General features: G+C 54.4%; 18 protein-coding genes and 1 tRNA gene. 14 read left to right on the forward strand and 5 right to left on the reverse strand.

Going from position 1 to position 21812, the window contains the following annotated elements; genetic code table 11:
* The first annotated feature begins 16 nt into the window (after window positions 1-16).
* On the forward strand, window positions 17-2599 hold the full coding sequence (locus tag BHW66_RS06150; protein WP_046436098.1) for an ATP-dependent Clp protease ATP-binding subunit: 2583 nt from the start codon (window positions 17-19) through the stop codon (window positions 2597-2599).
* Window positions 2600-2761: 162 nt separating this feature from the next.
* Window positions 2762-5272 carry an alpha-N-acetylglucosaminidase gene (locus BHW66_RS06155; protein ID WP_046436189.1) on the forward strand — a complete coding sequence of 837 codons (2511 nt, stop codon included), beginning with the start codon at window positions 2762-2764 and terminating at the stop codon, window positions 5270-5272.
* A gap of 130 nt (window positions 5273-5402) precedes the next feature.
* Here the strand turns inward: BHW66_RS06155 and BHW66_RS06160 are convergent, their stop codons facing one another.
* Together BHW66_RS06160 and BHW66_RS06165 are read right to left on the reverse strand one after the other, a co-directional pair.
* Entirely contained in the window at window positions 5403-5771 is a 369-nt protein-coding gene (locus BHW66_RS06160; protein WP_205596323.1) for a rhodanese-like domain-containing protein, read from the reverse strand.
* 207 nt (window positions 5772-5978) lie between these two features.
* On the reverse strand, window positions 5979-6857 hold the full coding sequence (locus tag BHW66_RS06165) for a fumarylacetoacetate hydrolase family protein (RefSeq protein ID WP_102728002.1): 879 nt from the start codon (window positions 6855-6857) through the stop codon (window positions 5979-5981).
* 166 nt (window positions 6858-7023) lie between these two features.
* On the opposite strand from BHW66_RS06165, the gene BHW66_RS06170 reads away from it, so the two are divergent.
* The 12 genes from BHW66_RS06170 (at window position 7024) to BHW66_RS06225 (ending at window position 17741) form a co-directional block, all read left to right on the forward strand.
* Entirely contained in the window at window positions 7024-8580 is a 1557-nt protein-coding gene (locus BHW66_RS06170) for a 2-isopropylmalate synthase (RefSeq protein ID WP_046436096.1), read from the forward strand.
* Between the two features lie 126 nt (window positions 8581-8706).
* Window positions 8707-9621: a hypothetical protein gene (locus tag BHW66_RS06175; RefSeq protein WP_046436094.1), complete on the forward strand. Its 915-nt coding sequence runs from the start codon at window positions 8707-8709 to the stop codon at window positions 9619-9621.
* 118 nt (window positions 9622-9739) lie between these two features.
* Window positions 9740-10195, forward strand: coding sequence for a GatB/YqeY domain-containing protein (locus tag BHW66_RS06180; protein WP_022198625.1), 456 nt, complete (start codon window positions 9740-9742; stop codon window positions 10193-10195).
* Window positions 10192-10887, forward strand: a complete 696-nt coding sequence (gene ispD, locus BHW66_RS06185; RefSeq protein ID WP_046436092.1) for a 2-C-methyl-D-erythritol 4-phosphate cytidylyltransferase — start codon at window positions 10192-10194, stop codon at window positions 10885-10887. The genes BHW66_RS06180 and ispD overlap by 4 nt, the downstream gene beginning before the upstream one ends.
* Window positions 10884-11738, forward strand: a complete 855-nt coding sequence (locus BHW66_RS06190; RefSeq protein WP_102758813.1) for an NAD-dependent epimerase/dehydratase family protein — start codon at window positions 10884-10886, stop codon at window positions 11736-11738. Before ispD ends, BHW66_RS06190 begins: the two co-directional genes overlap by 4 nt.
* A 190-nt stretch (window positions 11739-11928) precedes the next feature.
* On the forward strand, window positions 11929-12894 hold the full coding sequence (trpS, locus tag BHW66_RS06195; protein ID WP_046436091.1) for a tryptophan--tRNA ligase: 966 nt from the start codon (window positions 11929-11931) through the stop codon (window positions 12892-12894).
* Window positions 12895-12972: 78 nt separating this feature from the next.
* Window positions 12973-13443: a universal stress protein gene (locus BHW66_RS06200; RefSeq protein ID WP_012419131.1), complete on the forward strand. Its 471-nt coding sequence runs from the start codon at window positions 12973-12975 to the stop codon at window positions 13441-13443.
* Between the two features lie 32 nt (window positions 13444-13475).
* Window positions 13476-14279 carry a TIGR00282 family metallophosphoesterase gene (locus BHW66_RS06205; RefSeq protein ID WP_031929972.1) on the forward strand — a complete coding sequence of 268 codons (804 nt, stop codon included), beginning with the start codon at window positions 13476-13478 and terminating at the stop codon, window positions 14277-14279.
* A 324-nt stretch (window positions 14280-14603) separates the two neighbouring features.
* On the forward strand, window positions 14604-15398 hold the full coding sequence (gene tcdA / locus BHW66_RS06210; protein WP_102733850.1) for a tRNA cyclic N6-threonylcarbamoyladenosine(37) synthase TcdA: 795 nt from the start codon (window positions 14604-14606) through the stop codon (window positions 15396-15398).
* Complete coding sequence (locus BHW66_RS06215; RefSeq protein ID WP_046436086.1) at window positions 15395-15910, forward strand: hypothetical protein; 516 nt, start codon at window positions 15395-15397, stop codon at window positions 15908-15910. Before tcdA ends, BHW66_RS06215 begins: the two co-directional genes overlap by 4 nt.
* A gap of 103 nt (window positions 15911-16013) precedes the next feature.
* Window positions 16014-16099: transfer RNA gene (locus BHW66_RS06220), tRNA-Leu, on the forward strand.
* A gap of 580 nt (window positions 16100-16679) precedes the next feature.
* Window positions 16680-17741: a site-specific integrase gene (locus BHW66_RS06225; protein WP_164907777.1), complete on the forward strand. Its 1062-nt coding sequence runs from the start codon at window positions 16680-16682 to the stop codon at window positions 17739-17741.
* Between the two features lie 924 nt (window positions 17742-18665).
* Here the strand turns inward: BHW66_RS06225 and BHW66_RS06230 are convergent.
* The 3 genes from BHW66_RS06230 to BHW66_RS06240 all read right to left on the reverse strand — a co-directional run bounded on the left by BHW66_RS06230 (window position 18666) and on the right by BHW66_RS06240 (window position 21786).
* On the reverse strand, window positions 18666-18992 hold the full coding sequence (locus BHW66_RS06230) for a hypothetical protein (protein WP_102732786.1): 327 nt from the start codon (window positions 18990-18992) through the stop codon (window positions 18666-18668).
* Between the two features lie 266 nt (window positions 18993-19258).
* The gene (locus tag BHW66_RS06235; protein WP_286688960.1) at window positions 19259-20650 is read right to left on the reverse strand and encodes a GYF domain-containing protein; all 1392 of its coding nucleotides are present in this window, start codon (window positions 20648-20650) and stop codon (window positions 19259-19261) included.
* Complete coding sequence (locus BHW66_RS06240; RefSeq protein WP_286688961.1) at window positions 20647-21786, reverse strand: GYF domain-containing protein; 1140 nt, start codon at window positions 21784-21786, stop codon at window positions 20647-20649. Before BHW66_RS06240 ends, BHW66_RS06235 begins: the two co-directional genes overlap by 4 nt.
* Between the last annotated feature and the right edge of the window lie 26 nt (window positions 21787-21812).

Genomic DNA, 21812 nt, shown 5'->3' on the forward strand with positions numbered 1-21812 from the left:
AATTTTTTGACCATCCATGAATAATTTTACGCCTAGGGCGCAACAAGTGCTGGCGCATGCGCGCCGGGAAGCGGACCGCTTCAATCATCATTACATAGGAACCGAACACCTTCTGCTCGGCCTGCTCAAGCTGGGCAAGGGCGTGGCCGTCACCATCCTGGAAAATCTGGGCGTGGAGCTTACCGCCGTGCGCAAACAGGTGGAGGAACAAATAGGCCGGGGCACGGAACCCCAGGCGGAGGGCAACATCCCGTACACCCCCAGGGTGCGCAAAGTCCTGGCAATGGCAAACAGGGAAGCCCAGGAACTCAACCACACGTATGTGGGCACGGAACACCTGCTCCTGGGCCTCATCCGTGACGGAGACGGCGTGGCCGGACAGATTCTGCGCCACTTCGGCGTGGATTTGGAACAGGCGCGGCGCGAACTGCTGGACGTGCTGACCCCCAAATACCAGATGGATGCGGATGAAGACAACATCATCCCGGACGACGATGACGACGAGGAGGAAAATGAATCCTCCGCCATCCCGACGGACGAGCCTTCCTCCCCCTCCTACTCCAGGCAACAGAAATCCAAGACCCCAGCACTCCAGGCCTTCGGCCGGGACATGACCCAGCTGGCCCGGGACGGCAAGCTGGATCCCGTCATCGGCCGCGCCTCGGAAATTGAGCGCGTCATCCAGATTCTGTGCCGGAGGAACAAGAACAACCCCGTCCTGCTCGGTGAAGCAGGGGTGGGCAAAACCGCCATCGTGGAAGGGCTGGCCCAGGAAATAGCCCAGGGCCATGTTCCGGAGCTCCTGCGCAGCAAGAGGGTCATCTCCCTGGATCTGGCGCTGATGGTGGCCGGCACCAAATACCGCGGCCAGTTTGAAGAACGGCTCAAGGCCGTGATGGATGAAATACGCCGGGAAGGCAACGTCATCCTTTTCATTGACGAACTGCACACCATCGTGGGCGCCGGCTCCGCGGAAGGCTCCATGGACGCCTCCAACATCATCAAGCCCGCCCTCTCCCGGGGTGAGCTCCAGGCCATAGGCGCCACCACGCTCAACGAATACAGGAAACACATTGAGAAGGATGCCGCCCTGGAACGCCGCTTCCAGCAGGTGCAGGTAGGGGAACCCTCCGTGGAGGACACCATTCAGATTCTTGCCGGCATCCAGCCCAAGTATGAGGAACATCACAAGGTGCATTATACGAAGGAAGCCGTTGAAGCCGCAGCCAGGCTCTCCCACCGCTATCTGACGGGCCGGTTCCTGCCGGACAAGGCCATCGACATCCTGGATGAAGCAGGGGCGCGCAAGCGCGTCTCCCAGATGACCCGCCCGGACCACATCAGCGACATGGAAACCCGCATTGCGGAAATCAAGGAACGCAAGGACAAGGCTGTGGAAACCCAGCTTTTTGAGGAAGCAGCCTGCCTGCGCGACGAGGAAAAACAAGCCAGGGCGGAACTTCAGAACATGCTGGAAACCTGGCGCAATTCCTATGAGACCAATTACGTTCCCGTGACGGATGAAGACGTGATGAGCGTGCTCGCCAAATGGACGGGCATCCCGCTGGCCCGGATGGAGGAAAAGGAAACCGCCAAACTTCTGCGGATGGAAGAAGAGTTAAAAAGCAAAGTCATCGGCCAGGACGAGGCGGCCTCCGCCATCGCCCGCGCCCTGCGGCGCAGCCGCGCGGACATCAAGGACCCTCGCCGCCCGATCGGCTCATTCCTCTTCCTGGGCCCCACCGGCGTGGGTAAAACCTATCTGGCCCGCAATCTGGCGGAAATCATGTTCGGCACCGCGGACGCCCTGATTCAGGTGGACATGAGCGAGTACATGGAAAAACACACCACGTCCCGTCTCATCGGTTCTCCTCCCGGCTACGTAGGCCATGACGAAGGCGGCCAGCTCACGGAAGCCGTCCGGCGCAGGCCCTACTCCGTCATCCTCTTTGATGAAGTGGAAAAGGCCCATCCGGACGTCATGAACCTGCTTCTCCAGATTCTGGAAGAAGGAAGCGTGACGGACTCCCTGGGACGCAAGATCAACTTCCGCAACACCATCATCATCCTGACCTCCAACGTGGGGGCCGCCTCCGCCAAGCGGCAGAGCGCCATGGGCTTCGGGGCCATGGCCGCCGACAACGCGGACTACGCCGCCATGAAGGGAAAGATTCTGGAAGAAGCGCGCAGGCAATTCCGCCCGGAATTCCTGAACCGCTTTGATGACATTTCCGTCTTCCGCATGCTGGAACGGGATGACCTGGAACGCATCGTGCATCTGGAAGCGGACAAGCTCATCTCCCGTCTCAAGACCAAGAATATCACGCTGGCCCTGAGCCCGGAAGCCCTGAGCCTGATCATCAAGAACGGCTACGACCCGCAGTACGGCGCACGCCCGATGCGCCGCACCATCGAACGCCTGCTGGAAGACCCGCTGGCGGAATCCCTGCTGAGGGGAGACGTGAAACCCGGCGATAAAATTGAAGCCGTGGAAACGGACGGAACGGAGACGCTCACCTTCCTGCACATCAAGGATAAAACCCCGGCAAAGCCCAAAACGCCGCGCAAAAGGGCTCCACGGAAGCCCAAGGCGGAATAAAAGCTTTCCGGTTTTTCAACCGAGGCCCCTGCATGCTGGCATGCAGGGGCTTTTTCTTTGACGGATTACGCAAATATCCGTTTTTCGCTGAAAGAACCATTTACCAGTCTGTGATATATTATAAATATGACCTTTTACTTCTCAAAAATTCTATTCCTTTTCATGCTGACAAATCTGTTTGTCTTCGCAGAAGATATACAGAAAAACAGGGAGCGGGAAGCAGCGCGTTCAGTAATCATGCGGACCGTTCCGTCCCTGGCTAAAGCCCCGGAAAAACTGCAACTGGAAATTATTGAAAAAGAAGACGGGCACGATGTTTTTGAAACGAAAGCTTCCGGCGGAATACTGAATATCCGGGGAAGCAGCGGCACAGCCCTCTGCCGGGGATTCTATGATTTTCTGAAGACAAACCGTCTGGGAATGGTCTCCTGGGATAATAAAGATATCCGCTGGCCGGCGCAACTGCCGGATGCCGCGCCGCGCCGCATCGTTTCCCCTTTCCGCAACCACTATTACTTCAATGTGGTCACCTATGGCTATACGATGCCTTACTGGACCTGGGAACGCTGGGAAAAAGAAATAGATTGGATGGCTCTGCACGGCATAGATATGCCTCTGGCCCTGGTTGCCACGGAGGGAATCGCCGTCCGGGTATGGAAACAGCTGGGACTGACGGAGAAAGAAATAGAAGAATTTTATACGGGACCGGCACACCTTCCCTGGCAGCGGATGGGGAACATCGTCAATCATGACGGCCCCCTGCCCGCCAGCTGGCACAAGGACCAAATCGCCCTGCAGCACCGCATCCTGCACAGGATGAAATCCCTGGGCATGACCCCCATTTGTCCCGCTTTTTCCGGTTTCGTTCCCCGGGGAATCCTCCGCCTTTATCCGGAAGCGAAGCTTCACCGGCTGGGGTGGGGAGGTTGGCCTCAAAAAAACCACGCCCATTTTCTTTCTCCGGAAGAGCCCCTTTTCCTTAAAATAGGACGCCTGTACATGCAGGAATGGCAGAAGGAATTCGGGAAAAACACCCATTTTCTTGCGGACTCTTTCAATGAAATGGAACTTCCCGAAAACAAAGGAGGCGCCGAAGCCCGCAACAATATGCTCAGCTCCCTCGGAGAACAAATCTACCGCTCCATTTCCTCCACCAACCCGAATGCGGTATGGGTCATGCAGGGATGGATGTTCGGATACCAGCGCAATATCTGGAACGCAGATACTCTGAAGGCTTTGCTCAGCAAGGTTCCGGACGATAAGATGCTCCTTCTGGACCTGGCGGCGGATTACAACAAGACTTTCTGGCGCAACGGCATGAACTGGGACGTCTTCAAGGGTTTTTTCAATAAACCGTGGGTTTACAGCGTGGTTCCCAACATGGGCGGCAAATGCGCCATGACTGGGGTAATGGATTTTTACGCCAACGGCCATCTGGAAGCCTTGAACTCTTCATCCAGGGGGCGCCTCTCCGGAATGGGCATGGCCCCGGAAGGGATAGAAAACAATGACGTTATCTACGAACTGGTTACGGACGCCGCATGGAGGGACCGCCAGGAGGACGTGGAACAATATCTGGAAAATTATTGCCGTGCCCGATACGGAAATTATCCGGACAGCATGAAGGAAGCCTGGAATCTGTTCCGCCGCACAGCCTATTCCAACTTAAAGGACCATCCCCGTTTCAACTGGCAAATGAAACCCGGCACCCGCGGCTGTTCCGTAAACACAAGCGAAGATTTTCTGAAAGGCCTCTCCCTGTTCGTCAACACTCGCGGCATGGAACAGTCCCCCCTGTTCCGCCAGGATGCCGTTGAGATGACCGCCCATTACCTTGGCATACGCATGAATGAAGCCATCCTGGCCGCTCTGGAAGCCCTGGATGAACAAGACATGGAGAATACGAAAAAATGCATGGAATATTTCCGCAAATACGCCCTTCGGGCGGATTCCCTTCTGGAAGGACACCCCACCTGGAGGCTGTCGCGCTGGTTATCATTTGCCCGGTCTCACGGAACTTCTCCGGAGGGAAAAAACAAGTATGAACAAAACGCCAGAAGGCTGGTGACCAGATGGGGGCCTCCCGTAGACGACTACGCCGCCAAAATATGGAGCGGCCTTATCAGGGACTACTATCTGCCGCGCTGGGAACACTTTATTCAGAGCCGTCTTTCCGATAAAAATCCGGATATGGGAGCATGGGAGGAAAAATGGGTCCGTTCCACTGGCGTAAGCGCGGCGCACGCGCCCGGAGATCTGGTCAACGCCTGCCGCCAGGCTATCCGGGAGGCGCCCCCCCTGCCTTCTTCCCTGAAAAGAAAAGCAGCCGGATCAATTATAGGAAACTGGACCTCCGCGACGGTATCCACGGAATGGAGTTATCTGGACTGGCCCGTTTCTTCCGCTGATCTTGAAAAACTCCGGGGGGTGCGCTTCGTCTTCACTTCCGGCAGCCATGCCCTGGAAATAGACGGCGTCGAACTCCTGGAAAACGGCAAAGTAATCGCCCGCGACCAGCACGCCGGATTGGCAGGCAAGCCTTCCCGCGGGAATTTCTACAAACTTTCCCTTCCCAAGGGAATCCATGCCAACAACGGATGCTCCCTCAGAGCCAGGGTCCGCTCCGTAGGCGGAAAATCCTCCAATGGGAAACTGGAATTGATTAAAGAATGAACGGCTTGAATTTCATTCGCTTTCCGGAAGGAGCCTCATGAATCCGTACCCGTGCCGTTTCCTGACCGAACCAGGAAACGGCACGCCCGGCGTCCCTCGGAAGCCCCGCACAGAACAATCGGACGGAAAGTTACATTTCGAACCGGTGCAGGTTTTCCACATGGGAATATCCCATCTTCCTGAGCGTTTCCAGCGCCTTGTCCGCCCTCTTGCCCGTACGGCAATACAGCAGAATCACGGCGTTTTTATCCGGAAGAAGCTGCGGAGCCCGTTGTTCCACCTCATCTGCCGGAATATTCAAGGCTCCCTCCTTATGTCCCGTGCGGTACTCATCCGGAGTTCGGACATCCACCAGCACAATAGGGCGCGCCATGCCGCTTTCCGGAGACACCACCATGGCGGCGGGAACAGGGGCGCGTTCCGCATTCCTGCCTTTCAGCCAGACGAAGAGGGCTGTCAGCCCGGTCACCATGACCACGTACAAAACCACGTTTTTCACGCGGCCACTTCACTAAACCGCGGCGAAGTAATCAAGAGAAAATACCGCCCAGCCCCCGCACGCAGGCGTCATCTGCCCTCCGGCCCGCTCCGGCGGCCCCGTTCCACGGGAAACCAACGCTCCGGATACAGAAACAATACGCAGAAGCGGTAAGAGAAAAAACTTTCCCTTACCCTCCATATTCAGAAGAGCCGGAGAATTGTCCCCCTACCCCTCATCATCAATCACCACAGCCTGGGAAGCGAATCCAAAAGCGGGGCTTCCCCATTCCACTACATCCCCGGGTTTCAAATATACCGGAGGCTTCATCCCCATCCCCACGCCTCCCGGAGTTCCGGTGGAAACCACATCTCCGGGCCATAAGGTCATGAACCGGGAAACATAGGCAATCAGGCGCGGAACAGGCCAGATCAAGCCGTCCGTATTGCCGCTTTGGCGCACTTCCCCGTTCACCTTCAATTCCAGGGGAATGCCGGCTCCGTCCCCAAGTTCATCAGCGGAAATGAACGTGGGGCCCATTGGGGCAAAGCTGTCATAACTCTTTCCCTTGGTCCACTGTCCGCCATGTTCCAGCTGGTTGGCCCTTTCCGAATAGTCGCACATCAGCGTATAGCCGCTGATAGCCCGCGCGGCCTCCTCCGGGGAAGCGTTTTTCAGCACCTCCTTAATCACTACGGCCAATTCAATCTCATAATCCAGCTTGTCGCAGCCGGGCGGATACAAAACGACATCGCTGCAGGAAGTAATGGCGGAAGGCGATTTCAGGAAAACAGCCGGCTCCTGTACGGAATCCCCGTCAAACTCCTTCGCATGGTCTGCATAGCTCTTTCCCAGGCACACCAGCTTGGAAGGGGAACAGGGCAGCGCGGTATCAATCGTCCATTCAGGGTCAACAGCTTTGGCGGCGGTATTATCCAGAAACGCGGCAATGCGCTTTATTTCCTCCCCGCAGGATCCCGTTTCCCCGCAAATGCAGGCATCCACCTCGGCAAGCACGGAGTCCGCCGCCAGGTATTCTCCGCGGCTTTCGCTCCACAGAGCCATGACGCGCTCCGCCCGGTCATTCAGGTAAAATCTGATCTTCACCCTTCCATCCTACAAAGCTCCTCCTTTTAGGCAAAGGGAGGTTCCGTCATTCTTTGCTCCGGCGGTTCTCTTCCGCCGCCCGGACGCTCTGTGAAAGCATGCAGCGCGTAGGGCTTGCGTTACCGGAGCAAAACATTATCATGCCACCGCTTAACATCATTAACCTATGTCCGATCAAATCTATTTTTTTGACACTACCCTGCGCGATGGAGAACAATGCCCCGGAGCATCCATGAACCTACGCGAAAAGCTGGAAGTGGCGCGGCAAATGGAACGGCTGGGCATGGACGTGATTGAAGCCGGCTTTCCCTGCATCTCCGATGGCGACTTTGAAGCCGTGCACACCATCGCCCGCGAAATCAAAAAATGCCGCATCGCAGGGCTGGCCCGCTGCGTGAAGGCGGATATTGAAGCGGCGGCCAGGGCCCTGGAACCCGCCGGGGAACGCGCCCGCATCCACATCTTCCTGGCAACCAGCAAGCTGCACATGCAGTTCAAATTGAAAAAAGCGGAATCCGAAATTCTGCGCATGGCGGCGGAAGGCGTATCCTATGCCAAGCAATTCGTGCAGGATGTGGAATTTTCCCCGGAGGACGCTTCCCGCACAGACCTGGATTTTCTGACCAAAGTCGTGGAAACAGTCATCGACGCCGGCGCCACGACCGTCAACATTCCGGATACTGTGGGCTACACTACTCCGGACGAATTCTACCGCATCATCCGCCACCTGAAAGAAAATGTGCCGAACATCGGCAAAGCCGTCATCTCCGTGCATTGCCACAATGACCTTGGGCTGGCCGTAGCCAACTCCCTGGCAGCCGTCCGCGCCGGAGCCCGCCAGGTGGAAGGAACCATTAACGGCATCGGCGAACGCGCCGGAAACGTGGCTCTGGAAGAAGTCATCATGGCCCTGCGCACCCGCGCCGGGCAATTCGGAGACGTCACGGACAACATCAACACGAAGGAAATCGTCCGCACTTCCCGCATCGTGGCCCGCATGAGCGGCATGCAGGTGCAGCGGTCCAAAGCCATCGTGGGGGAAAACGCTTTCGCCCACTCTTCAGGCATCCACCAGCACGGCATCCTCAACTGCCGGGAAACCTATGAAGTCATGGACCCGCAGGCGGTCGGCTGGGGCGCCACGGAACTCCCGCTCACCAAGCATTCCGGGCGCGCTGCCGTCAAATCCAGGCTGGAACAGCTGGGCCATGTCCTCACGGAAGAGGAAGTCAACACCGTCTTTGAACGCTTCAAGAAAGTGGGCGACTCCAAAAAATTCGTTTATGATGATGATCTTTCCGCCATTGTGGACGACTCCCTGCATGCCTCCACCGGCCTATGGGAACTGGACTTCCTGCAATTCGTGGCGGGCAGCCACGCGCGTCCCACGGCTACGGTGGGACTGCTCAAGGAAGGCAAGAAATTTGAAGACAGCTCTACAGGCAACGGCGCCGTGGATGCCGTCATCAAGGCTATTGAACGCATCACTAAGCGCAAAGGCACGCTGAAAGGCTACAGCGTCAACGCCGCTTCCGAAGGGAAGGACGCTCTGGGAGAAGTCACGGTTCATGTGGACTTCGGGCAGCCCAAGCCCATTGTGGGCAAGGGAGCCTCCACAGACGTCATTGAGGCCTCCGCCCGCGCCTACCTGAACGCGGTCAACCGCTCTATCCGCATGGAAAACATGCCCCGGCCCAACAATCTGGATTCTGGAACCATCTAACACGGAAAGCGCCCCGTTCGCCCGAACGGGGCGCGACTCTGCCCGGCAGCCTATCATCCTCTACAGGGCTTGCATTTCCATTGCTCCCATGTCATAAGGATCAAGACTCTTATACCGCACCACCCCATGAAAGCGACACCACTCCTTCTCTGCCTGGCGTGCAGCGCGCTGGCCGCACCGCCGGCAAAAAAACAGCCGGAACCCGCCGAACCGCTGCCCGCCCTGGAAAAAAACACCATTGCCATTGACGGACATCCGGAAAGCGTGGCGGCGGATGCCGAGGGCAATATCTATTTCACCTGCATCGGCTCCAGGCTCACGCCTACGGAAAAAGACAAGGACGGCTATCTGGGCGTCATTCCGCACGGTTCCACAGAGCCGAAAAAAATCACGGACGTAGATACCCTGGACGCGCCGAAGGGGTTACTGTATCAGGACGGCTTTCTTTACTGCACAGACGTGGACATGGTCTTCAAGATAAACGCCAAGACCGGCGCTATTGAAGGATACGTGGACTTGTCCCCGTCCCGCATGAAATTCCTCAATGACCTGGCGTTCATCAATGGCAGGCTCATGGTTTCCTCCACGGATACCAACCAGATTTTCTATGTGGACACGAATACCAGCTCTTATGGAGAACTGGTGACCAAACAGCCCATCTACAAGCCGAACGGCCTGGCCTGGGATCCGGAAAGAAAGGTCATTTACCTCTGCGAATACGCAACGGATGAAAAGGGCAAACCCAGCGGACGCCTGCTCTCCATCAACCCCGTTTCCCGGGAGGTCACGGAACTTTCCAAGGAACGGGGACAGTACGATGGGCTGGTGTACCGTGACAACGCCCTATACTACAGCGACTGGTCCAAAGATAAAAAACCGGAAGCTGTCCGCAGGCTGGATCTGAAGACGGGGCGTTCCGCCCCGGTAGCTACCGGCCCAGTTGAAGGAGCGGCGGACTTTATCCTGTATGACTCCATGATGGTGGTTCCGGGCATGACGGAAAAGAAAATCCACATCATGCCCATTGGCGGAAAAAAATAAACCCGGCTGTTCCGCTTTTATTCCCCTTATCCGGGCCGCCGCGGTATTTCCTGCGCTGGCGGTCTTTTTCAATTTACGGCTTGAAGTACATCTGGAGATGCGCTTAGTTAATGGAAATATGAACAAGATTTCCGACCAAATCATGGAGGGGATGAAAACCGCCATGAAAGCAAAAGACACCGTTACCCTCAATACCCTGCGCGCCCTCAAGACGGCCCTCACGAACACGGCCATCGCCAAGGGAGGTCTGGGAACCCTGCTGGAAGAAGCGGAAGAACTGGCCGTAGTCCGCAAGCAAATCAAGCAGCGTGAGGACTCTGCGGAGCAATTCCGCTCCGCCGGACGCCCGGAACTGGCGGAAAAGGAAGAAGCTGAAATCGCCGTCCTCAAACAGTTCATGCCCGCGGAACTCACAGCAGAAGAAACGGCAGCCATTCTGGAAACCGTGATGAAGGAAACGGGAGCCTCTACCAAAAAAGACATGGGGCAGGTCATGAAACTCATGCAGGAACGCACGGCCGGCAGAGTCAACGGCAAGGAGCTGGCCCGCATGGTGTCAGCCAGACTGTCATGAAATGCTGCGCCGCCATCATCGTTGCGGCCGGGTCCTCCCGGCGCGCCGGATTTGACAAGCTGCTGGCCCCCCTGCACGGAGTCAAGGTGCTGGAACGCAGCATCCGCGCCTTTGCCAGCTGCCGGGAAATCACGGAAATCGTAGTCGTCTGCCCGGAAGAACGTTTTCATGCCATTAACGGCGCAGACCTGGAAACGGAAATACCCGTTACCCGTGTGGACGGAGGGGCGGAACGACATGAATCCGTGCAGAACGGACTGGCAGCCCTGCTTTATACCCCGGAATTCGTGGCCGTGCACGATGGAGCCCGCCCGCTCATTACGGTGGAGCAAATTTCCCGTTGCATTCAAACCGCCAGGGAATATGGGGCGGCCGCTTCCGCACATCCCGTAACGGATACCCTGAAGCGTGCGGATAAAAAACGCTTTACGATTCCGGAACAGGTGGAACGGGACGGCCTGTGGTGCATGGAAACCCCGCAGGTCTTCCAATACCCTCTTCTGCTGGACGCTTATGTGGAAGTCACGGAACGGAATATCCAGGTAACGGATGAAGTCACCGCCCTGCAGCTCATCGGCCACCCTACGCGCCTGGTGCATAATCATGAGCCCAATCCCAAAATCACATGGCCGGAAGACATTTCCCGCGCTGAAATGCTAATGGAACTCAAGCACCTCCGCAATGACTCATGACCGGCCTTCTGTGTAAGAATCCCCGCATCGTTCTCATTCTGGGAACAGGGTATCTGGGAAAAGCCCTGGCGGAAAGCCTGCGGAAAGCGGGACATACGGCCCTGACGGCGGATATTGACCCGCAAAAAGCCATTTACGAAGCCGACGTTGCAGACCGGGCCTCCATGCAGGGGCTGGCCGCCCGCATCCCCTCCCCCCAGATCATCGTCATGTGCGCCAGCACGAGGGGAGGCGGAGAGGAAGCCTACCGCAACCTTTACGCCAATGGGACGCGAAACACGCTGGAAGCCTTTCCCGGAACGCCGGTCATCTTCTGTTCCAGTACCGCCGTCTATGGAATCACGGACGGACGCTGGATTACGGAGGAACACAATGTCTATCCCTCCTCCGGAAAAAACGGGCTTCTTATTCAGGCGGAACAGACGGTCCTGGCAGCGGGAGGCACGGTCGTCCGGCTGGGAGCCCTGTACGGGCCGGGCCGCTGTGTTCTCGTCTCCCAGTACGTCACGAAGGGGACGGCCCTCCCCGGAGCCATGGACAGATGGCTCAATTACATCCACCGGGACGATGCCGCAGCCGCCCTGCACCTGCTCTGCACCCTGCGGGAACCGCCTGCCGGCATTTACAACCTGACGGACCGCACCCCCATGCAAATGGGAGAAATATACTCCTACCTTTCCAATTTGCTGGGGAAACCCGCTCCGCAGCCTGAACCGCTCCCGGCGGAAGCGCGCCGGGGCTTCTCCAACCAGAGGATTTCCTGCTCCCGCCTTCTGGCCCTGGGCTGGGAACCGCTCTACCCAAGCTTTGCGGACGGTGTGCATAACGTACTGGAGGCGCTGGAAGAGTAATTTTACCCCCATCCTTTTCCACGCTGACCGGCCCTTTCCGGACATTCCATAAATAAGAAGAGGCATCCCTTCTGAACGCATCTCGTGAGGCAGGCACATGCCGGAAAAAAATCCAGCCGACGGCCCCTCCTGTCTTTGACTCTCCCCTTTCTTGACTTGCCGGGCGCGAACAGGCAAAATCCCGCGCGCAATGCGTATCATCACAGGTCTTCAACCCAGCGGCAAGCTGCATGTCGGCAACTACTTCGGAGCCATGGAACCGGCCGTCCGCATGCAGGAAAGCGGAGAATCTTTCTACTTCCTGGCGGACTACCACGCCATGAGCACCGTTCACGACGCGAACACGCTGAGGGAAAACTGCAGCAACCTCGCTACGGACTTTCTGGCCGTGGGCCTGGATCCCGAAAAATGCGTCTTTTTCCGCCAGTCCGCCGTGCCGGAAGTCAATGAACTGGCCTGGATACTCAGCACCGTCTGTCCGATGGGCCTGCTGGAACGCTGCCATTCCTACAAAGATAAAATTGCCAAGGGATTCTCCCCCAGCAACGCCCTGTTCACCTACCCCGTGCTGATGGCGGCCGACATCCTGATGTATGACTCCGACCTGGTGCCCGTAGGCAAGGACCAGAAACAGCATCTGGAAGTCACACGCGACCTGGCGGGCAAAATGAACGAACAATTCGGAGAAGGCACCTGCAAACTTCCGGATGCGCTTATTGCGGAAAGCACAGCCATTGTTCCGGGGCTGGACGGGCAGAAAATGAGTAAAAGCTATAATAACACGCTTCCTATTTTCGGAGAGGAAAAAGCTGTCCGCAAACTCATCATGAGAATCCCTACGGATTCCACCCCCGTGGAAGATCCCAAGCCGACGGAAGGTTCCGTCATCCTGCAACTTTACAAACTCTTTGCCTCCGCGCAGGGTTATGAAAACATGGTGCGCGATTTCCAGAACGGGGGATGCGGCTATGGAGACTTCAAAAAGCGCCTCTTTGACGCTTACTGGGAATACTTCCGGCCCGCTCGCGAACGCAGGGCGGAACTGGAAGCCAATCAGGACTATGTGCGCCGGACGCTGGAAGAAGGCGCCCGCAAGGCGCGCGAGACGGCCTCTGTAGTGCTGGACAGGGTGCGCCGCGCCGTGGGGCTGGCCTAAAACGGAACACCCGGGAAAGCCGGGGCAGCACACGTTTTTTTGTGGCATGGAAAAGTACGGAATGTTATACAGAAAGATATGAAGAATATTCTGGTAGCTATTGATTTCTCCAACGCCACGGACGCCGTCATCCACCAAATCGGCAAACTGGCCTGCCCCAACGACAGCATCATCCATTTGCTCCACATTGTGGAACCCAGCATTTGCTATGAAGTTTCCGGCGTTCTGCCGGATGAAGTGCCCGTTCCCGTGATGGACCAGACGGAAGAAAACGAAGTTATTTCCATCGCCAAAAACCATTTGAAACAAACGGCGGAAAAACTCTCCCGGCTGACGGACGCCACGATCATCCAGGCGGTGGAAGATGAATTTGAAATCAGCGAAGCAGTCATTAATTATGCTGAAAAACACCACATCGACATGATCGTGGTGGGCAAGCATAACCACGGCTTCCTCTCCACCGTCTTTCTGGGCAGCGTCGCAAGCTCCGTGATGCGGAAATCCCCCGTGCCCGTTCTGGTAGTGCCCGTCACCAGGGAAGAACAGTAAAAACCGCCATCTGCGCCAGCTCCGTCCCAATCATGATTACCATACTCTTTATAGGCGATGTGGTCGGCGAACCCGGACGCACCGCCGTGAAGCACATGTTGCCGGAACTCAAACGGGAACACGGGGCGGACTTCATCATCGTCAACGGGGAAAACGCGGCTGCCGGGAGAGGCATCACGCCCCGTCTGGCACAGGAACTGCTGCACGCCGGAGTGGATGTCATCACAACGGGAGACCATGTCTGGGACCAGGCGGAGCTGGCCCCGTGGATGGAATCCGAACCGCGGGTGCTGCGTCCCGTCAACTATCCGCAGGGAACACCGGGGCACGGGAGCGTAGTCGTGGAAACTCCCAAGGGGAAAATAGCCGTCATGCAGGTTCAGGGGCGCTCATTCATTCAGCCGCCGCTGGAAAACCCCTTCCTCATCTCGGAAGCGGAAGCCAAAAGACTCAGGGAAGAAAAAGGCGTGCGGGTTATCTTTGTGGACATGCACGCGGAAACGACCAGTGAAAAAATCTCCACCGGCTACAATCTGGACGGCCTGGTTTCTGCCGTCGTCGGGACACATACCCATGTGCAGACGGCGGATGAAACCATTCTGGAGCGCGGCACGGCCTACCTGACGGACGCCGGCATGTGCGGCCCCGCCGTCGGGGTGCTGGGACGGGAACGGGAACCTATTCTCCAGCGTTTCCGCACCTCCATGCCGGCCAAATTCCCCGTAGCGAACTGGCCCGTGCGCCTCTGCGGAGCCGTCGTGCAAATAGATGAAGCCACAGGCAGGGCGCTCAGCATCGCCCGCATCAGCAAAATCGTGGAAAAACCGGCCTCCTGATATGCATGCTTCAGCAGCATTCCTCTTCCCGTGCCCGGTGGCGGTGCTCTGCGGATGTTCCGGACATGGCGGAAACCCCGTGAAGCGCGGCCAGGATGCGGATTATAAGAAAAACCTGTTTCAACGGACGCCCTCCATCACACTTGCGGAAGGAAAAAGCTGCCGGCGTCCCGCCCCCCCTTCCCGGAATAACGGGAAGCTGGCTGTGGCGTCCGGAATCCAAGGATTTCCCGCGTCTCCATATTTTCAGGATGAAGCAACGGACAGAAACCCGGGCGCCCTTATTCTCCTTAATCTCCCATACTCTGGAACAGACACGTGGTCATGAACTATGAAGCCAGATTCGGCGGTATAGGCCGCCTGTACGGAAACAGCGGACTATCTCTTCTCAGAAGCGCCCGCATAGCCGTCGTCGGCATTGGGGGTGTAGGTTCCTGGGCGGCGGAAGCCCTGGCTCGGTCAGGCGTAGGCACTATCATTCTGATGGATATGGACGACCTCTGCATTACCAACACCAACCGGCAAATACATGCGTTGGCGTCCACAATCGGGCAATCCAAAACGGAAACCATGGCCACACGCATCCGGGAAATCAACCCGGAAGCGGAAGTCATTCCCATCAGCAATTTCTACACGGCCTCCAACGCGGAAAAACTGCTGTCGGCGGAACCGGACGTCATCATTGACGCCATCGACTCCCTGATACCCAAGGCCCACCTCATCGCCTCCTGTTACCGCAGCAAGCAACCGCTGGTAACCTGCGGCGGCGCGGGAGGGCGCATCAATCCCGCCCGGATAGAAATAGACGACCTCTCCCGCACCAGGGGGGATCCCCTGCTCTCCAGCTTACGCTACAGGCTGAAAAAAGATTATGCCCTTCCGCTTGGAGAAAAAGCCCGGAAACTGAAAATCCCCTGCGTTTTCTCCCAAGAAACGCCCGTATATCCTACCTGCGACGGAACAACCTCCTGCACACGTGATCCGGAATTCCAGGGGAAAATGGGTTGTGACGCCGGATTCGGCTCCGTCACCCATATCACGGGAACCTTTGGCTTCTTTGCGGCTTCCGCCGCCATTCAAATGCTCTTAAATAAGAAAAAAACACCATCGTCATCATGAACAAACTCCTGCTTTCCCTGCTGGGGGCCGCCCTCCTTCCCGCCTTGACCCAGTGCAACACCCTGGAAAAAGACATTGCCGGCATCAACGCCCGCAATGCGGAAATAGCCCGCGAACCCAGGGGAAACTACTTCGTCGGCCGCCGCTACCATGTACCGGCAACGCGCTTCTGGGGATACCTGCGCCAGCCAGGCCAGACTTGGAGAACGGCCCAACTCGTCATCATGGATGAAAGCGCCTGCCGCACCCCGGACCGCCTGCCGGAATACACCGGAAATCCGCGCTACGCCTACGACAACAACTATGAATACAGGGTATACGGCAAATACACGGGCAAATACGGTTACGAACCCAATTCCAATCTGAGGCTGCCCATCTTCAAACCGACCAGGTTTGAGGTGGCCAACACCACCCCCGGCTGGCTCTTCAAACCCTCGGAAAAATATGATACCGGAGCCGTTACTCTGCGCCCTGCTATCATGCCCTCGACAACCTCCCTCCCGGTCCGGTAAGAAAAACCTGTCCGCAAAAACGGGCCCGGAAAGATAAAAAAGAAGAAAAAGCTTGATATTTTCATTTCTCTGCGCTAAAAACTCCCCGCCTTAAGGCCTCCATGCTCAGGTGGCGGAATTGGTAGACGCGCTAGACTAAGGATCTAGTGGTGATAAACCGTAGGGGTTCGAGTCCCCTCCCGAGCACCAATTGATAAACCTCTTAATTTGAAAGAATTAAGAGGTTTTCCTTTACCCGGATTGCAAGGTCTCCAATTTATAGCCATTATCAAAATCAGGCACGAATTCGCAAAATTCGGAACACGTTTGGTAGCCATTGGTAGCCGAAATCGCTCTTCCAAAGCCACATTTACAGTCGCATGTACAACCTTGAATGTTACAGGAGCATTTTTGAGGAGACATTTTACATGACCCCCGTCATTTTTCCGTTTTTGAAGACTTCTTCCGGGAGTGACGGAATTCAAGGCATGACCCTGTCGTGGAAATGTGCTACAAAGAGGCAATGCCCAAACCTTTCGTCATACGATGCGTTCTTGATGAACAACGCAAGGCTCAAAACAGGAAAGCGGTCTACCGTGTTTCCATACCGGCGGAGTTGTCGGAAACAGGCAAGAGGCAGAATCGTTATTTTACGACACAACGGGAAGGAAACGCTTTTGCCGCTCAGTTGCGAACGAGAAGGAATGCGGAAGGAAGCAGCGTGTTCCAGGTTTCTGCGGCAGAGGCTCAGTTGTTCCGGGAGGCGCAGGACATTCTGGAGCCTTATGGCATGGATGTGTTCGGTTTTGTGAAAGGAATGGCCCCGGTGCTGGAACTGGTGCAGGAAGTTTCGGAAATCGGACGGCTTGTCCGGATGGGGCTGGAGCAGGAAAAGAGAGACAGCAAATCCATCCCTTTTTGTGACGCAGTATCAAGGCTGCTGGAAGTAAAACAAGAAGTTCAGAAGCGTCGGGAAAGTACGCTTGCACAGATCCGCTACATAACCGGACGCATCGGCAAATGCTGTCCGGATTTCGCTGTGACATTGCTCTCTCAGCTCACGACGGAAGATTGCCGGCAGATGATCTCCCAAACCTTCAAACCTGATAAGCAGAAGAATGATGCACGGAAAATCCTCAGCAGTATCTTCAATTTTGGTATCAAGAGGAAATGGTGCCGTGACAATCCGGCTCAAGCCCTTGACATTATTTCCATTCAGGAACATGAAATCCATCCCTTGATTCCGGAAGAAATACAGGCCTTATTTATGGCGTGCCGTCCACCATCGCCGGAAGAGAAGGCTCAGCCCAAAACGAGAAAGAAAACCGTAGAAGGTGCAAGATTGGATTTGGCCTGTTGCCTGGCTCCGCTCGCGATCATGACGTTTGCCGGAATTCGCCCGCAGGAAGTAACCCGGCTGACCTGGAATGACATCTTTTTGGACACTCCGTCAAAAGTCATCAAAGTACGCAGTATGGCCTCAAAAACGGGAGGGACACGTCAAGTAAGTATATGTGCGGCATTAGAGGCTTGGTTGCGCATAGCGCCTCATCAGGAGGATAACTCCATATGCCCGCCCCAGTGGCCCGTCCGATGGGCAGGGCTTCGTTATAGAGCGGGATGGGATGCCAATGGGAAACGATGGCCTAACGACGCCTTGCGCCACACCTTCGCCAGCTACCATGTCCTTACTCATCGAGACATTCCCCGGCTTCAATTGGAAATGGGACACTCCAGCTCTACCCAGATCATGCACCGTTACATGAATCTGTCTGGGGTGGATCAAGAGATGGCGGAGCGTTTTTGGAACATCGTTCCCGAAGAAGATTTCTACGCTGACCGGAATGCATAACACTTCCTACCGATTCATAAGTCCTGGGATATCTTCTTCTCTTCTCACTTATTTTTAGTTTGTTTGTGAGAGGGAAGAGAAATAGACACCATGAAAGCGTCAAATTCAGCGGCATGATACTTCTGAACTCCCCCATGGGGACGGATCATCCTGACATGATTTGAACTCACGGCTTCTGTCAGTAACTTGCAATGGTCGATTTACTCGTATCGTAACGCTTGGCAAGAGTAGCCTGGCTTGCCCAGATGACAAAACCAGATTCGGCAGCCTGCCGGGCAAGAAGAACCTCCAGACATTCCCAAATGCCCCTTAGTTCTTCAATAATGTCTCAGCAGAGACAAATGCACCTTCTATGATTTTCATGTTACTTTTAGGATAAATCTATTATGACTCGGATTTTTGTTGGACTTTGTCCAACAAACAGGTAGCTTAAGGATATTATGAGGTTATGTTGTACTGGATCGATGTTGAGTTAGGGTAAGATTTTGTTGACTATCAACGCCTTATTATACAAAAGGTGCGTCAACGCTTTTTGCCTCAAAATCTTACATTTGAGACTCTTGCTTAGTAATATCAATTACAGAATGGTGGTTCGTATTTACCCCCTTTTCCATTACATCTGCTATTTTTGAAATATATTTTTTGATTTTATATCATACATTTTTAATTTTTATCAAAAAAATATGATATAATTATGAATGTGTGGTATTTTTATTATTTTCTTCCTCTGCTCTCTCATCTCTTTTCCCCACCCACTCACGGGTAAAGATGACAAAAACCCGTCAACGCTTTGTTTTATTTTAACACAGCAATCTTGGTACTGGAAAGCCGGCGTTATTAAATGGTGTTGTCTTTCATGATAGGAGATCCACCTCTTCAGTCATTGTCGGGCTAGTATTCATTATTCCTGTTTTTCTTACGGATCTATGAAATTGCTATCTGTGACCGTATAAGATCATTTTCAGGAACATGCTGATATTCATAGATATCCCGATCTGCTCGGTTTGCAAAGCAATGCCAGACAATGGCGACGGTCATTAAAAGGATGAACAAAAGAAAGAAGGCAAGCGCCTTGCTCCTTCTCGAAAGGACGGGCTTATCATGAACATGGGGAATTGATGGGCCGCACTCCTGCTCGATGCACCTGATAAGTTCATCATGATAGTGTGCGGCAGTTTCTCCGAGACAAATGTCCGGCACTTCCTTGTTTTTATGATCCTCCTCTTTAGTAATGGATGGTCTGTTTTTCATTGTTGTTTTCCTTGTTGGTGAAATGCGTTCCCCCGGCAGGAACATACGGCATGGCGTAAAGGTTATCAGAGACAGCACCTGCCCATGAATGATGAGCTTGATCAGCCATTGCCCCCTTTTGGGGAAGGAACTTGAAAGATGGATAATGACTGTTGCTCAATTGCCACACTTGAAGAATATCCTCGCTACAGGAATACAGCATCCCCGGCCTGTTGGCAAAAACAGCGCCGGCGCATAACGAGGACACAGTATATCGGCACATGATACTAAAGGTCTATTTTATGTTCCCTGGCTTGCCTGACCTGGATTAATCCTGCATTGAGGAGTAAAAAGACCATACTCCAGCAAATGACGGCACATATCCCCCATTTTGCATAACGCAATAATTCCGACTTATCCAACAAAGGACTGTTACAAAACATGTGAAGCCCTATCGGGATAACGGCAATTCGCCAAAAAGAGGGTTGAAGAATGGAGGGAATGTTATTCTGCCGTTGTTTCTTCATCGCAAGCCAGAACGCTCCGGCCATGATTGCCGACCAGGGAACATGAGCAAAGGGAGCAAGGATTCCTCCTCTCAGTACCGCCGTGTTTAATGCGGAACCATATTCAGCATACATAATAATATAACCTGCTGTTTCAAAACCAGCGAAACCGGCGCCTACAGCGGCTCCACACAACATGCCGTTTAAAATTTGCCCATTCAGAAAGAATTTTCGGGCAAAGAAAATGGCAACAACAAGTTTTGCGGCTTCTTCAATGGGACCGGCCCAGTAAGCATCTCTGGGATTCCCGGAAAGCTCGTTCAAAATCATTGTAACAATCAAAGACAACATCCCTCCACCTAACACCAGGACGATAATCGAATACCACGAGATATTCCTTCTGACATTAAATTCCGCAAACAGGACAAGAATGGAAAAGGGCACAGCAAAACTTATGGAAAACAACCCACCTAATTTAGCGGTACCAGAAACTACAGGAGCGTTATTAAATGCCTCAAACATGAGTTCCCACCCGATGCACATCAACAGGGAAAGCGCGAGAATGCGGGTGAAGAGCCATGGCGAAGGCCAATCCGTAGATATTTCTTCCAGCGCCGGGGTAGATTTCGACCCGCCTGACGTAAAAAAATCTATCCTTTCCTGCGCCGTCCTGCGGCGGAATACCCCTTTGAATATGCTTTTCAAACTGAATCTTTCTACGGGAGAAAGGCCGGTCAGAGATGATAGCATTCCAAAAACCCCCACCCAGAAGGAGCTTTCCTCCTGATAGCCGCTGATAAATTCCCCTACTCTTACCCACTCGGCCATTCCCTCTTTCCACAGGAACGCCTCAGGAGAAAGCTGTCCGGTCGCGTACCAGTTGCTTATTTCCTTGAATGTATAGGGTCCCTTGCGGCTTTCTCCGCCCGATGAAAGAAAATAAGACGCTTCCTCCTTCCCCGGTCTGGAAGCGTCTGATATACCCGCCTGTTGTGAATGCGGTTCGTCCTTCTTTTTTTGAACTTCGCGAAGAGGAAGCCATGCCGGCATTCCTTCCGTCCATACCAGATCATCTCCGCTGATTCTTCGGGAAGCATATAGTTTATCTATCTTCTCCCATGGAAACGGCCCCATTTGAGTTCCGTCCGGCAGTTTGATCAAATAAGATTTCATCTTGCCTCTTCTTGTTGTGAATATTTCTTTTTCCTTTCTTGAGGACGTGGAAATGCCTGAATAATTCTTTCCGTGTACCAGAACACCGCGATCGGCCATGGGATCCAAAGCCAGGAAAGAAGATCAGAAAATGGTCTAAATTCAGGGAGGGCTCCAGTAATGATACTGCCTCCAAAGGTGAGTTGTGAAAACAGCACGAAGGCAAACATCGGCCATGCTTTCAGCCGGAGGCTGGTTTGCCGGGAGGCCCGGGCAAGCCAGGAGGCGTTGTCGGCTAATCCGACAAAGCAGACATACATCCAGTATAAATTAAATACGGGAACGAACAACAGCCCCACAGCCTGCCCCGCTGAGGGGACGCGACGACCATACCGGGCAATGGGCTGTATGCATTTCCACGCCCTCCATGTATTGATCAGCAATGCAATCTGAGTATACAAAAAGAATAATATTCCTATACCTATAACCGTTAGGCTAACCCGGGCATTACCTGCATAGGTTGCTGATGCCACTATAATCAGCAACGGGGACAAAAGATACAGCATGGCCATTGTCCAGAACGCTCTCATGTCATACCTCTGCCCAGAGGGAGTACCTCTTTCATCCTGCAACGGAAGATTGCCGTATGAAGCGGTTTCTTCTAATGGAGGCGATGTTTTGGGCACAGGAGGCATTTCCGGCATTAAATGAGAATTCTTGTCATCTTCGCTTGAGCAAGAAGAACGGGAGCCTTCCCTCCTTCCTCCTGTGATTTCAGGAGAAGCAGTCTGTTGAACATTTTCCCCGATTAACGTTTCAAGCGCTTCCCATGAGGATGCGCCCGTCTTGCAGCAAAGAAGGGATCCGGCCAAACGACCGTTGCGATACAGGGCTTTCATTTGTTCTTTGGTGTAAGGGCCTTCAGTGTCTCCATCCGGCAGCGCAATCAGATAGGAGGATTCATCAGCCTCCTTCCGGGGATTGCCCTCCAAAACTTTTGCCGCAATGTCTGAATATGTGCCCCATTCAGAAGACTGGGTTTCACGAATACGGGTATCAGACCGTATGGAACCCTCTTCATGGAGAACTTGAAGCACATGCTCGGAATAGGGGCCTTGCAGATTCCCGGAATCGTCGCAAATAAAATATTTTTTCATCTTTGATTTGAAAATTGAGTTCTAAT

The sequence above is a fragment of the Akkermansia sp. 54_46 genome, from assembly GCF_001917295.1.
In the GTDB taxonomy this organism is placed as follows: Bacteria; Verrucomicrobiota; Verrucomicrobiia; order Verrucomicrobiales; family Akkermansiaceae; genus Akkermansia; species Akkermansia muciniphila.

Excerpts from the sequence above, each read along its gene's own strand:
- BHW66_RS06150 (WP_046436098.1), top strand. The coding sequence starts at position 17 with ATGAATAATTTTACGCCTAGGGCGCAACAAGTGCTGGCGCATGCGCGC.
- BHW66_RS06155 (WP_046436189.1), top strand. The coding sequence starts at position 2,762 with ATGCTGACAAATCTGTTTGTCTTCGCAGAAGATATACAGAAAAACAGG.
- BHW66_RS06170 (WP_046436096.1), top strand. The coding sequence starts at position 7,024 with ATGTCCGATCAAATCTATTTTTTTGACACTACCCTGCGCGATGGAGAA.
- BHW66_RS06175 (WP_046436094.1), top strand. The coding sequence starts at position 8,707 with ATGAAAGCGACACCACTCCTTCTCTGCCTGGCGTGCAGCGCGCTGGCC.
- BHW66_RS06180 (WP_022198625.1), top strand. The coding sequence starts at position 9,740 with ATGAACAAGATTTCCGACCAAATCATGGAGGGGATGAAAACCGCCATG.
- ispD (WP_046436092.1), top strand. The coding sequence starts at position 10,192 with ATGAAATGCTGCGCCGCCATCATCGTTGCGGCCGGGTCCTCCCGGCGC.
- BHW66_RS06190 (WP_102758813.1), top strand. The coding sequence starts at position 10,884 with ATGACCGGCCTTCTGTGTAAGAATCCCCGCATCGTTCTCATTCTGGGA.
- trpS (WP_046436091.1), top strand. The coding sequence starts at position 11,929 with ATGCGTATCATCACAGGTCTTCAACCCAGCGGCAAGCTGCATGTCGGC.
- BHW66_RS06200 (WP_012419131.1), top strand. The coding sequence starts at position 12,973 with ATGAAGAATATTCTGGTAGCTATTGATTTCTCCAACGCCACGGACGCC.
- BHW66_RS06205 (WP_031929972.1), top strand. The coding sequence starts at position 13,476 with ATGATTACCATACTCTTTATAGGCGATGTGGTCGGCGAACCCGGACGC.
- tcdA (WP_102733850.1), top strand. The coding sequence starts at position 14,604 with ATGAACTATGAAGCCAGATTCGGCGGTATAGGCCGCCTGTACGGAAAC.
- BHW66_RS06215 (WP_046436086.1), top strand. The coding sequence starts at position 15,395 with ATGAACAAACTCCTGCTTTCCCTGCTGGGGGCCGCCCTCCTTCCCGCC.
- BHW66_RS06225 (WP_164907777.1), top strand. The coding sequence starts at position 16,680 with ATGGATGTGTTCGGTTTTGTGAAAGGAATGGCCCCGGTGCTGGAACTG.
- BHW66_RS06230 (WP_102732786.1), bottom strand. The coding sequence starts at position 18,992 with ATGAAAAACAGACCATCCATTACTAAAGAGGAGGATCATAAAAACAAG.
- BHW66_RS06235 (WP_286688960.1), bottom strand. The coding sequence starts at position 20,650 with ATGAAATCTTATTTGATCAAACTGCCGGACGGAACTCAAATGGGGCCG.
- BHW66_RS06240 (WP_286688961.1), bottom strand. The coding sequence starts at position 21,786 with ATGAAAAAATATTTTATTTGCGACGATTCCGGGAATCTGCAAGGCCCC.